The 13147-nt window shown below is 37.8% G+C and carries 9 protein-coding genes; 6 read left to right on the top strand and 3 right to left on the bottom strand.

Going from position 1 to position 13147, the window contains the following annotated elements:
- Positions 1 to 32: 32 nt before the first annotated feature.
- The 3 genes from IPJ53_17010 (at position 33) to IPJ53_17020 (ending at position 6181) form a co-directional block, all read left to right on the top strand.
- On the top strand, positions 33 to 3530 hold the full coding sequence (locus tag IPJ53_17010) for a hypothetical protein (protein ID MBK7800802.1): 3498 nt from the start codon (positions 33 to 35) through the stop codon (positions 3528 to 3530).
- A 148-nt stretch (positions 3531 to 3678) separates the two neighbouring features.
- Positions 3679 to 5601: a threonine--tRNA ligase gene (gene thrS / locus IPJ53_17015; GenBank protein MBK7800803.1), complete on the top strand. Its 1923-nt coding sequence runs from the start codon at positions 3679 to 3681 to the stop codon at positions 5599 to 5601.
- A gap of 28 nt (positions 5602 to 5629) precedes the next feature.
- Positions 5630 to 6181, top strand: a complete 552-nt coding sequence (locus tag IPJ53_17020; protein MBK7800804.1) for a DUF4918 family protein — start codon at positions 5630 to 5632, stop codon at positions 6179 to 6181.
- A gap of 143 nt (positions 6182 to 6324) precedes the next feature.
- Here the strand turns inward: IPJ53_17020 and IPJ53_17025 are convergent, their stop codons facing one another.
- Genes IPJ53_17025 through IPJ53_17035 form a run of 3 tightly spaced genes read right to left on the bottom strand, consistent with a single transcriptional unit; the run spans position 6325 to position 10922 of the window.
- The gene (locus IPJ53_17025; GenBank protein ID MBK7800805.1) at positions 6325 to 7947 is read right to left on the bottom strand and encodes a T9SS type A sorting domain-containing protein; all 1623 of its coding nucleotides are present in this window, start codon (positions 7945 to 7947) and stop codon (positions 6325 to 6327) included.
- Between the two features lie 59 nt (positions 7948 to 8006).
- Entirely contained in the window at positions 8007 to 9422 is a 1416-nt protein-coding gene (locus IPJ53_17030; GenBank protein MBK7800806.1) for a T9SS type A sorting domain-containing protein, read from the bottom strand.
- Between the two features lie 27 nt (positions 9423 to 9449).
- Entirely contained in the window at positions 9450 to 10922 is a 1473-nt protein-coding gene (locus IPJ53_17035; protein MBK7800807.1) for a hypothetical protein, read from the bottom strand.
- Between the two features lie 329 nt (positions 10923 to 11251).
- Between IPJ53_17035 and IPJ53_17040 the strand changes: the two genes are divergently transcribed.
- The 3 genes from IPJ53_17040 (at position 11252) to IPJ53_17050 (ending at position 13147) form a co-directional block, all read left to right on the top strand.
- Positions 11252 to 11386, top strand: a complete 135-nt coding sequence (locus tag IPJ53_17040) for a DUF4918 family protein (protein MBK7800808.1) — start codon at positions 11252 to 11254, stop codon at positions 11384 to 11386.
- Positions 11387 to 11470: 84 nt separating this feature from the next.
- Positions 11471 to 11998 (top strand): hypothetical protein, encoded by a 528-nt coding sequence (locus IPJ53_17045; GenBank protein MBK7800809.1) that lies wholly within the window; start codon positions 11471 to 11473, stop codon positions 11996 to 11998.
- 360 nt (positions 11999 to 12358) lie between these two features.
- Positions 12359 to 13147: a class I SAM-dependent methyltransferase gene (locus IPJ53_17050; protein ID MBK7800810.1), complete on the top strand. Its 789-nt coding sequence runs from the start codon at positions 12359 to 12361 to the stop codon at positions 13145 to 13147.

Genomic DNA, 13147 nt, shown 5'->3' on the forward strand with positions numbered 1-13147 from the left:
TATTTTTGTAATATTATCTTGACTTGCACAAATTGTCAGAAATTTATTGGGGTCCTGTCTTTCACCAGCTAAGGTTGATCGGATTATTATTTGGTTTGAGTTGGGTTTGTTCTGCTCAGAGCCCTGTGCGTCTTGATTTTTACCTCTCCACCAAAGACAGTATCAGACTCCCGGACAGTCTGCAAATTTATTTTTCTGAATCCCTGATATTTTCCAAAGACCGTTCAGTGAGATTTGGGAATGAATGGTTGGAATTGACCGAATCTACCCTTTCATTTAATGCTGAGCTAAAAAAACAATATGACTCACTTTGGATAAGTCTTAGGGTGTTTCCAATTGTATTTAACAGGTATATATTTATGTTGGATTCCTCTCTCCAACAAAATGCCGCCATTCCGGATTATGCTTTGGAAGGCTATCGGTCCAAAAAAAATACTGACTGGTGGGAGTCAAAAGGAATCGAATATTCCGGTAACTACACCCGTGGATTGAGCCTGGGAACGAACCAATCTTTGATATTGAATTCTGCTCTTAACCTCCAACTCAGTGGTGATCTTGGAGATGGCATAACCCTGACCGGGGCCATCTCCGACAATCAGATTCCCATTCAGCCTGATGGAAATACCAGACAGATACAGGAATTCGACCGATTGTTTCTCAAATTGAGTAAAGGGAAAAACAGCCTTACCGCAGGAGATTTTGAATTGTCCAAACCAATAGGTTACTTTCAAAATTATTACAAAAAATCCAAGGGTGGTTTAATTGATTTCAACCATAATCTGGGTTCATGGAAATTCAATCACAAATTATCTGTAGGGATTTCGAGGGGTAAATTCAGCAGACAAAATATTGTCATCGTCAATGGAAACCAGGGGCCCTATCGACTTAAAGGTCGTGATGGAGAAAGTTTTATCATTCTGCTTGCCGGTACAGAAAAGGTTTTCATTGATGGCATCCAACTGGTCAGAGGAGAAGATGCTGATTATACCATGGACTACAATCTCGCCGAAATTCGATTTACGCCAAAGCGTCTGGTAACAGACCAGATGAGGGTTTTTGTCGAATTTGAATATGCAGATCAATACTACTTAAGGACTGTTAACACCTATAATCTTCAGGGCACAAGGGGAAAATGGTTGTCTTATTTGAACTTTTATCAGGAGAAAGACAGCAAAAGGCCTGCAGTTTCGACTGATCAGGATTCCACTGATCGAGCCATTTTATTTTCCAGTGGTGATCAAAGCGAATTGGCTGTGAGGTCCAGCATTAGTAAAAGTGGCAGTCAGTTTAATCCCAACAGGGTTTACTATACCCTAAAAGATACAAGTGTTCTGATTCAAGGTCAGCTTCGCCTTTTTAGCATTCTGGAATATGACGACATGCCGGACAGCAACTCGTTGCAAGTCTCTTTTGCAGAAATCGGACCAGGTAAAGGCCCTTATCAACTTAAACGATCCAATGCAAATGGCAGAGTGTATGAATGGGTTGGATTCAATCCTGCAACCGGAGTATTGATGGGTTCATATACCCCATCCATACCACTTCTTGCCCCCAGAAGTCACAGCATGCTGATGACAGGTGTTCAATACAATCCACTGGAAAAAGAAAAAGCCGGATTCAATGTAGAAACCGGAATCTCGCTACTGGATAAAAACAGAATTTCATCCAGGGACGATGAGGACAACATTGGATTTGCTTCACGAATTGACCTTAGAACTCAGAAATATTCCATAAAGTGGTTTGGCATTCAAATGATGGGCAATCATGAGTTCAATGATTATCGGTTTGTTGCTTTAAATCCCTATCGAAATCAGGAGTTCAGCAGAGACTGGAACATTCAATCTCAAACCGGATCAAGAGATCAAATTTATTCCGGTCGGGCCAATATGAATTTTGGCAAGTATTTAAATTCCTTCACAGAATACAAAGCTTTTGATCGATCTGACGGATTTAAAGGCAGTAAACAAGAAGTCGGAATCAATTGGTCAAAAGGACTGCAGAACCTCCAAATAAAATTAGATTTTTTGCAAACCAAAACCGAATTTGAAAAAACAAACTATAACCGTCCGGGTATTAAATACAACAGGCAGATTGGAAAAAAAATAAACTTGCAAACCTATCTTGAATTGGAAAAAAATGAAAGAAGATCCTCTCTGTCTGACAGTCTTTTACCATCAAGCTTTTACTTCCATGTCTATGGTGCAAATTTAAAATATGAAAGCAAGGCTGCCGGGATACAGAAATTGGAATTTCGTCGAAGGACAGATCAAACTTCCGGAGGAACAAATTTTCAAAAATTTAGTATTTCAGATGAAATCACCTTTGTCTCAAGCATTCCAAAGTCTAAAACGGGACAATGGGAGGGCCAGTTGAGTGTGAGAAACCTCCATTATTCAAATCAATCCCTCAATGATTCATTGGGACAATATTATTTTCTTGGCCAATTAGATCATTCACTTTCATTTCAAAAAAATTCAATTCGCATTAAAAATGTGTATTCACTTCAATCAGGTGCAGAGCCACGCGTGGAATATATTTTTGAGGAGCGAAGACCCGGTGATGGTGATTACATTTTCATGGATTTTAATGGAGATGGAATTCGTCAAATTCAGGAATATGTTTTTGCACCTGAAGTTGATACTGCAAGATTTGTGCGTATCCAATTATTTAATTCAGAATACATTCAGACTTTTCAATCATTATTAAATCAGGTGATTCAGGTAGATTTTAACCGTTTACTGCCTTCTCTCAGTCAAAATAATTTTTTACGCAAGCTGTCTTTTGAATCAATCCTTCGATTCAACACTAAGCTAAGTCCTGAAACTGAATGGTACCAACAAATCAATCCATTTATTTTAGATCAATTAGGAGCAAAATCTTTGGCTTTTCAGAAATTTTCACAACAACATTTATTTGTGAACAGAGCAAATCCTCGCTATGAAATCCAGCATTCCATTCTAAGCAGCAGCAATCGACAATTGCTGACTTCCGGAATAGACGAAAGAACTATCCTCGAATTCCAATCAAAATCACGTCTGACAACATTTTCAAAAATGGATTGGATATTTGCCTATAGCTATAGAAACGAAGGAAAATTTACAGAGTCCTACGCATTGCAAAATTTTGAGATCAAATCTTACAAATTTGAAGGCAGCGTAGTGTATCGCATCCAAAGAAATCACAGGATAAACGGGTCCTTTCTTTATCGAAATTTTAAAGAACAGGAGACCAGTTTTGAAAAAGCAGGAATTCGGCAATTTCAGATTGGAGGTCAAAGTACAATCAAGAAAAAAATCTCCATAAGGTCAGAAATCAAATGGATTCTCATTGACTACAAGGGCAATCCGGGGACTGCCGTCGAGTATATTATGCTTGATGGATTTAAAGATGGAAATAATCTGAGCATGGAGTATTATCTGGACATTAAACTCTCAGAGGTCATCACGGCCCAATTCAGTTATTTTGTCAGAAAATCAGCTGATTCATCACCCATCCAAACCGGAAGGGCTTCGATAAGGGCTAATTTTTAACCAACACCAAACCAATTAATTAATTTGAATTATAGGAAACATAACTGAGTTTTCAGGATAAAGCAATTTTTATAATCCCATTACATTTGAGCCTTTTCAACCCTTTTGCCCAACAAAATGCTAACTTTGCGTCCCAAAATTTGTTTTCATGACCATTAATATTACTTTTCCGGATGGAAGGGTGCAGGAATATCCTCAAGGAGTAACTGCACTTCAAGTAGCCCAGTCTATCAGTGAAGGACTTGCCCGCAATGTATTGTCAGCCAAAGTTAATGGCGAGGTAATAGATGCCACACGCCCCATTTCAATGGATTCAACTTTGCAATTGCTAACCTGGACTGATAAAGAAGGAAAGGCTACCTACTGGCATTCTTCTGCACATTTGATGGCAGAAGCAATAGAGGCGCTTTATCCCGGCACCTTATTTGGTATCGGTCCCGCCATAGAAAATGGATTCTATTACGACATAGATACTCAGGGCAAACAATTGTCTGGCCATGACCTGGCTCAGATTGAATCTAAAATGATTTCTCTTGCACAACAGAAATCAGATTATATCCGAAAAGAAATCGGAAAGTCAGACGCCATTGCATATTTTACTGAAAAGAAAGATCCTTATAAACTGGAACTTTTGGAAGGTCTTGAAGACGGACAGATTACATTTTATTCTCAAGGGAATTTTACAGATTTGTGCAGGGGCCCCCACATTCCAAATACAAGCTTTATCAAAGCTGCCAAATTAACTAATGTGGCAGGAGCGTATTGGCGTGGTGATGAGACCAGACCACAGATGACCAGAATTTATGGGATTACTTTCCCTAAACAAAAAGAACTTGAGGAGTATCTCGTCTTGCTCGAAGAGGCCAAGAAAAGGGACCACCGCAAGCTGGGTCAGGAATTGGAATTATTTATGTTCTCTGACCGGGTAGGTGCCGGTTTACCCATATGGCTGCCAAAAGGAACCGCCCTCAGACAAAGACTGGAAGATTTTCTGAAAGCTGAACAGATTAAAAGAGGCTACACCCCTGTCATTACTCCACATATTGGACACAAGAATCTTTACATTACAAGCGGTCACTGGGAGAAATACGGGAAAGATTCTTTTCAGCCGATACTTACTCCAAGAGAAGGCGAGGAATTTCTTCTAAAACCGATGAACTGCCCTCATCATTGTGAAATTTTTGGACACAAACCAAGGTCTTACAAAGAATTACCTATAAGGATTGCGGAGTTTGGGACTGTCTACAGATATGAACAAAGCGGGGAATTACACGGATTAACCAGGGTGCGCTGTTTCACCCAGGATGATGCCCATATTTTTTGTACGGATGATCAGGTTAAGGCAGAATTTTTGAATGTTTTAGATTTGACCATGTACGTCATTAAAAAGCTTGGATTTGAGCATTTTACCGCACAAATCAGCCTCAGAGATCCGGAAAACAAAGAAAAATATCTAGGTTCTGATGAAAATTGGATAAAGGCTGAACAGGCCATCATAGATGCTACCAAAGAAGTTGGACTTCCGACAACCACAGAATTGGGAGAGGCCGCTTTTTATGGTCCTAAACTGGACTTCATGGTAAAGGATGCCCTGGGAAGAAGTTGGCAATTGGGAACCATTCAAGTTGATTACAACCTTCCTGAACGCTTCCAACTGGAATACATAGGTGCAGATAATTCCAAACACCGTCCTGTTATGATACACAGGGCTCCATTTGGTTCGATGGAGCGATTCATCGGAGTATTGACCGAGCATTGTGCCGGTAAATTTCCACTTTGGCTGGCTCCTGAACAATATGGCATACTTACCGTCAGTGATAAGTATCAGGAATATGCTGAATCTGTCCATGATTTGTTGCAAGAACAGGGCCTTCGCGGATTTATTGATGATCGTGTAGAATCCATTGGGAAAAAAATCAGGGATAATGAAGTGAAGAAAATTCCTTTCATGTTGATCGTCGGCGAAAAAGAACTCAATGATCAATCCATTTCCGTCAGAAAGCAGGGTTCAGGAGATCAGGGTAGTCAGACTCCGCTTGAATTTATAAACATGATTAAAGAGCAGTTGTAAGTATCGGTTTTTAGAAAGGATCCTTCAAATGGATTTCAAAGACCAGGTATTGGGATTTTTATCCGGAGTGAATGAAAATCTGCCATTGTTACCCGATGGAATTAATCTTCTTGAAACTTCTCTCGGATCAATAGCAGAGCCCTACATACGCCACTTTTATACAAAATTCTATTCTGATCAAAAACAGAGAAAACTGATTCTTGGTATCAATCCTGGCAGACATGGTTCAGGTACAACAGGGATTCCATTTACGGATGCTTTTCATTTAGCACATGATTGTAATATTTCAAACAATCTTCAAGGCAAAGAATTGTCAGCCCAATTTATGTATGAAATGATGGAGGCCTACGGAGGCGTAAATAAATTTTATCAACAGTTTTTTATCTCTTCCGTTTGCCCTCTGGGTTTTACAAAAATGGGTAAGAACTACAATTATTATGATGATCCTGAGTTTTCACTAAAATTGACAGAATATATAGTACACCAGATGAAGCGCCTTTTAAGATTGCCAGTTGACAAAGAAATTATCTATTGTCTTGGGGAAGGTAAAAACCACCAATTGAATAATACCAAGAGTTAAAAATATTTTACTTTTATGCCAATTATGAAAAAAGGAGTTGCTTTGTGGCATGATTGTCAAAACCGTGTTAATTCCAGTTTCTTTTTTACAACCAAATGAACAAAGAAACTATTACTATTTGTCTCTAAGATAATAAAAATCCTTTACCATATTACTACAATCTTCTCAACTTGACTAAACTCCTCCCCCTGAATCTTTAATACATATTCACCATTTGGAATTTCACTAGGTAATTCCATGAAATATTGTGCTCCTTGTTGTGGTTGAAATTTAGATGTATGCAATACTGTGCCAGAAAGATCACTTAATTCGAGATTGAATATTGAATGAGCAGTAATTTTTGAGAGTATATATAATTTGTTTGACACAATAGGGTTAGGGTAGAATGAAAATGGTTTTTCTTCACCTGAAAGAATATCTGTATTACTAGCAACTTTATCACATCCCGGTACTAAACAGCCGTCTTTATCCAGATGCAATAACCATGCTTTGACATATCCGTCAGATCCATCAGAAACCATAGCACTTACTACAAAAGATTGGTATGGGGTTTCTTTGACCTGTGTAAACTTCATCCACCACGCCCTTGAATTATCCCAACCAACAGGCTGATATTTTCTGTGCCAAAGACTATCTCCATTTGAAGAAAGCTTGTATAGTGCTCCATAGTTTGGGGAAGCAAGTAAACTTGATAGCATACTTGCGGCTGCAATGTAACCTCTGTTACCACCCAATTTCTCCAAATAATAGGTCCAGTGCTCAGGATTTTCTGCACCAGCCTTTGGATATAGATACATAGGCTGAAGTTTATATAATGTATCAAACTCAGGACTAGTATATAAAGCATATGGAATTAAAGTCTTAATAGAGATAGGATCAATCTCACGTGCAAAAATCATAAATCTGCCCAGATTGTCTCTTTTTATATTATAGTAAAAAGAACCGTTTATTCCTATATTCTTGCCCCAGGTATCAACTTTCTTATATTTGATAAGATTTCCTTTTGAATCATATTTTTTGTAAACCAAGTCTGTAAATCCTGTTGAATTAAAATCTTTTAAATAAATCACATTTGCGATAATTTCATAGTTTCCATTTTTATCTTTTCCAATCCAACAGTGATTCTCAACTGTGTCTGGTTTGATATCAAGTAGTTTAATCACTTTTGTAGTTCTGAAGCAAGAATCCATTTCAAAAATATATTGCTCTCTGACACCTCTTCCTGTAACCAGGAGAGTTGAAACAAGAGTATCATCTATCCATGTAATTTCATTCATGATGGAATTGACCAGGTCTGTTCTGTCGGGATAAGGCACCGGTATTTTATCCTGTTTCAGTATTTTGCCAGTATGCATATCCACTCTTCCCGTTCTATCATGTCCATTTGGATTGGTAGGGGAAGTGGGGTCATAAAATTCGAAATCATATACCCCAGTTCTGTTTTTATATAAAGAAAATACATCACCCCATTTTACAATTTTTTCAAGGGAAGAATCTTTCATCATATTTCCAGAAATCAGGCTGCCGGAATAATCAAATACCCAGGTCATGTAACCAGCCAACTTTTTCCTCGAAACGGAATCCTCTTTTATTAACATGCTGCCCATGACATAGATGTAGTTGGAGTCGGCGTCTATTCCATTAAATACTGATTGATTTTTAACAGCGCCAACATCAGGGAGTATGCTAAAATACTGAAAGCCCTGCGAAGACAAAATAATTGTTTTCAGTAAAAGTAAGGCTGAGAGCATGGTCCTTGATTGCATATTCGTTGGTATTTAATAATGGTCTCTGCCTGTTACAGCAAAGACCATTTTGCATAATTTTATTTTATCATTAACTTAAGTAAGGACATTAATCGAGAATCCGCATCATTGATCCGGGCCATATATATGCCGGAGTGCACTTTTCCATTCAGACACATTTTGGAGTCAACAACATTCTTCTGTAACACAACTCTTCCACTCATATCGTAAAGAATGATACTTATAGGTCTGTTTATACCATCAGTAGATCTTACATCAAAACAATCTTCAACAGGATTTGGAACAATCAAGAAATTGACTGTAATATATTTTTTAATTGATTTTTCTTTCCTGCTGTTTTGATTCAACTCCTGTGAAGGGTCTATTCTTATATCATAATAGATATTCAAAAAAGACCGCAACAAGGTAGTATAGTTACCGAAGGTTTCAGAAGCCATATCTGCAACAATGGCAAGATCGGTACCTTTGAGCTGAAATAAGCTCTTGCCTTGAGCGATGGCGGTCTGCATCCAGCCAAGTGCTGCTACCATATTGCTTTTGTCAGTAGCCTCTTCGCCACTCAAGCTCAAGCCATTTAGATAGCTCACTAGTTCGGCATAACTGTCTGAGCAGAACATATTCATCATCTGTCCATATTGTGAGAAAATGACATCAGCTCTTGCCAACCATACGCTATAGCTTTCGGAAGACAACTCGCCTGAGTTATTTAATGCTTCAAGTACCGCCAGTTGCATACCAACCTGAGCATTTTCAATTCCCATTTGAATTTGTGGTATGCTTGCAGGAGGTGCAGAAGCAAGCTGACTTACAAAGTCTTGATAAAGTGTGTTGAATCCTGCCCACACTGCAATGTTTTCGACATCATTGTATGTCTGACCTTCCCCGGAGCCTCCTACAACACCCGATGTCACAGGAAAGACATTATATAGGCAACCTGTATTCTCATTTGTAGCTTGAAGACCACGGAATTGACCATAATATAAGAAAGGTTCATCAGGTTCAGATGCTGGTTTAAAGTGATAATGTGTAATCTGATTGGATTGGTTAATTTCCATTATTGGCTGCGAAGCATACGGAATTGGTAAATTTCCAGATGATAATAATTCAGTACCCCAAGCTGATTTAATACTTGTTGCCTTGCCATTGACTGCCTGACCAGTTGATTCAAAACGGTTGCAGGTAGCATCGGTAAGGCTTTGGTTTCTTGTCAGTTCCATATTGCTTTCGAAGAAATTATTTTCAGAAAACTTGTGGGTGATAGCAGGATTGTCAATATAAACTAATTTTCTAAAATTGTTTCCGTACCAGTAACCATTGCATTTACCCGACGCATCTACTCTTCCTCCTATCCAGTTCTTTTTGGCGGTAACATTTCCTCCCCTGTTTCTGATACTAATATGGTTGTTGTTTGTGCCATCTAGAAATCTGCTGTTTTCTATGGTCAGCCCTTGCAGTCCTGCTAATCCACCGCTCATTTCCTTATCAACACCAAAGACAAAACCCTAAATAGTGGTGGTGCTTTTGATTGACACACGATTGTTGAATGCTTTTATTCCAGTCACTAACTTAGAAGACAAATTAGTCAATGTAGAACCAGTAATATTTAGATTGCACCCATTGGCTTTAATCAAGTTTTCTTCAGGAGATCCTGATGTGTTGGAAATTGTACTGGATGTAATATTAATTGTTCCGCCATATACAAGCCCGCCAAGTCCACCAGCATTAATGGCAGTACGGTTAAGACGCATAATACTATTGCTAATAGTAATGCCGAGATGTCCCTTTTCTGCCTGAATTCCCTTATTGCTGTGTTCGATAATAGAACTTTCAGTTGCACTGAATGATCCACCAGAAGGAGAAGGAGGGCCTCCTGGGAAGGTAACTCCACTTCCTCCCTTAATAAATATACCCTCCCAGTTTCCAACAAGTATAGGACAATCCGCAACTTTAGTATCTGAAGTTAGAATAGAATTTATTAAAGTTAAGCTTGCATTGGATGGTATAATAATTTTTTGATTTAAACATAGCTTTCTGGTTACATTGGTCCAAATCTCTTGTCCTTGCACAGTATAATCTAAACAATTGTTGAAGCTTGAGCTACTGGAAGGGCAACCTTCAGCTAACATGATTTGTGGATTATTTTCTATATTAAAATGCATAAGATTAATTTGTTCTGGAACAAATTCACTATAACACCCATAACTCATTTTATTTTTTACTGGAATCTTCCATGAAGAAATCACATCACCACATGGATCAACTCTAGAAGGAAGAAGTGAAGCATTTTGCTTACAATTAGGTATATCTCTACTTGCGTCATATTCACCAGTTGTAAAATAATTTCTAGGATCTGCTTCAGTTCCGCATAATCGATCTGCGGTATTTTCACAAGATTTAACCATCACTCCATTTCCATTTTTATCAATTTGGGCATTTCTGTCTTTGCATTCATAAAAAGATGCTGGTAGTCCTCCATCAGCAAAAGTATGTAATAGGCCGAGATAGTGACCAGTTTCATGCCCTAATTCGTCTAAACCAGATCTATTCAAGTGTGCATAATTTCCAAAACCTGCTGAATTTGGAATTATTTCTTTTTGAAAGACAAATAAGTTAAAGTAGTTTTCTTCCCAACCATAGTCAGCTGGCTTGGGATTTGTCTGCACTAAGTCAACAACTAATTGTCCTATTGTTTGAGGCTTTGTGGATAAAGAACCAGTATGCACACACTGGTCAGTATAGAAAGTGATACCTGTACCAATAAACTCCAAGTTTAGTTGATCCAATAATCTTTTAAAAAAAGCATCTGGCACTACTTCATTTGGATCATTGGTATTGTTTAAAAAATGTAGCTTTATTTTTATACATTTATTACCTGATAAAACAAAACCTGAAGGTGCATTGTAAATCCATGGATCAGCTGGACTGAATGTACATTCCGTAGATTGGCTAAACGAACTACTTAGACCAAAACACATAAAGAAAATTATATATTTGTATGAATGTAATTTCGTCCTTAAGCAATTATTCCTAAGGTTTTTTGATAATGATTCTTTGAACATAACTTTTGTTTTTAATTGTTATAAAATAAATTAAAAACAATCAATATTCAAAGCAAAAAGCTTTACTTTTGCGGCCTTATTTTCCGATAAGAGGGCCTTCGTTACCCATTTCGATGGGTGGTCGTGGGCTTTTTTTATTGTCTCTTGACTGTTTATATCATTAACTTAACGTTTTCATAACTATTTTAGTTCTTTGAATTGGAATTATCTATTATCTTGGCGAAGGTAAAAACCACCAATTTTTAGTGAAGCTTAATGAAAAACATCATTGGTTTAAGGAAATCCAAGCTCTTCCTCATCCGCGATTCATCATGCAGTATAAAAGAAAGTATAAGTTGGCCTATATCCAAAAGTACCTGGACATGCTCCATGATTATTAACGATGCGTTGACTAAAAGTTAATCTCATTTAACAAGCCTTAAACTAGGGATCCCTAGTTTTGCAGAAATTTTAAAAAATACAAAATGAAAAAATTATCAATTCTATTCGTTTCTTTTCTTGTGGTGGTTGCATGTAAAAATGTAGACCAATTCAGAGCACCAATCGAGGCCCTTACTGCTGAGTGGTCTAAAGCAGGTACTGCCGTAACAGATGCAGGTACTCAAGTAGGCGCTGTAGTTTCTTCACTTACTGCACTTCAGGACAGCATGATGATTGATCCTGCTCTTAAACTAAAACCAGCTACTGTAACAACACTTGATAGCTTGAAAAATACTTTTATGGCTCAAGTTCAAGGTCTGGGTAATTTAAGTACAGAAATTACTGGATTTTCTGAAAAATGGGCTACTATGACTGCTGAAGTAGATGCTTTAAGCACTGGTCTTAAAGAAGGCAAATTAGAAGGAGATGTAATGGCAAAAATCAATGAATTGAAAACATCTGCTGCTTCTGCTACCAGCATGATTGACACTTGGAATTCAAGCACCATGAGTGCAAAAGAAGCTGCTATGAAAGCATACGATTCTTTTAAGCAAACATTGATGGCGAAGTAATCTTCACCATAGGTGAAAAAATATAAGGGGCGCTAAATCGCCCCTTTTTTTTTGCCCCTATCGAGCAAAGTTCAATCCCAAAATTGTCATTAGAATTCTATTACTAGCCAAAATAGCTTTAAATGCAAGCCTCTTCTCGAAATTCGTGCTCTATGAAATATAACTTCACCTCCGCGCGAATTTCTTTCGAGGAGTCTTGCCTTTGTTGCTCTTTTGACTCTCACTACGAACTCTAATGACAATTTTGGGATTATTTCAGCTTACCATAAAGACGGTTTGGTTGCAAGGAGTATCGTGGTGAATTAATAAAAGCCCTCTATATTTGCAACAATCCTAAACGGGAATTAATATTTTAGATTCATGCAGGAAAGACATATAGACCGAAAACTCTACTTCAACGAACAATCAATCACCACTGAGAAATATGTAATCCCCTACATTCGGGAAATCCGAAACATTGATACAAACTCGGTAATTCTTGAAGTTGGTTGTGGGGAAGGAGGAAACCTGGAACCATTTTTAAAAATGGGTTGCAAAGTTTATGGAATTGATATTTTAGATCACCAAATTCAAATTGCCCGGAGAATTTTTGAAGATCATCCAATGAATCATAATTTGAATTTAATCGCAGAAGACATATACAAGATCAAACCAGAAGCGCTTCCCTCTTTTGATGTTATTTTTCTAAGAGATGTTATTGAGCACATCCCAGATCAACAAAAGTTCATGCATTTTATTAAATCATTTTTAAAAGCAGACGGAGTCATATTTTTTGGATTCCCACCATGGAGAATGCCATTTGGCGGGCATCAACAAGTATGTCAACATAAATTGCTCTCCAAACTTCCTTATTTTCATCTGCTCCCACAATTCTTATACTCAGGTGTTTTGAAATTATTCGGAGAAAGCCAGGCGCTCATTGATGGCTTGGCAGAAGTGAAAGAAACAGGAATCAGTATTCAGGAATTCTTTCGATATCTAAAAAAATCGGGTTTTGAAATTGTGCGCGAAAATCATTTTCTGATTAACCCGAATTATGAGATTAAATTTAATTTAAAACCTCGATTGCTACCGCCAATATTTAAAATTCCCTGGCTGTGTGATTTTTATACAACCGCCATCTATTGTGTGGCGAAAAAGAAACTTTAG

The organism is Candidatus Vicinibacter affinis, assembly GCA_016714365.1.
Taxonomy (GTDB): Bacteria; Bacteroidota; Bacteroidia; order Chitinophagales; family Saprospiraceae; genus Vicinibacter; species Vicinibacter affinis.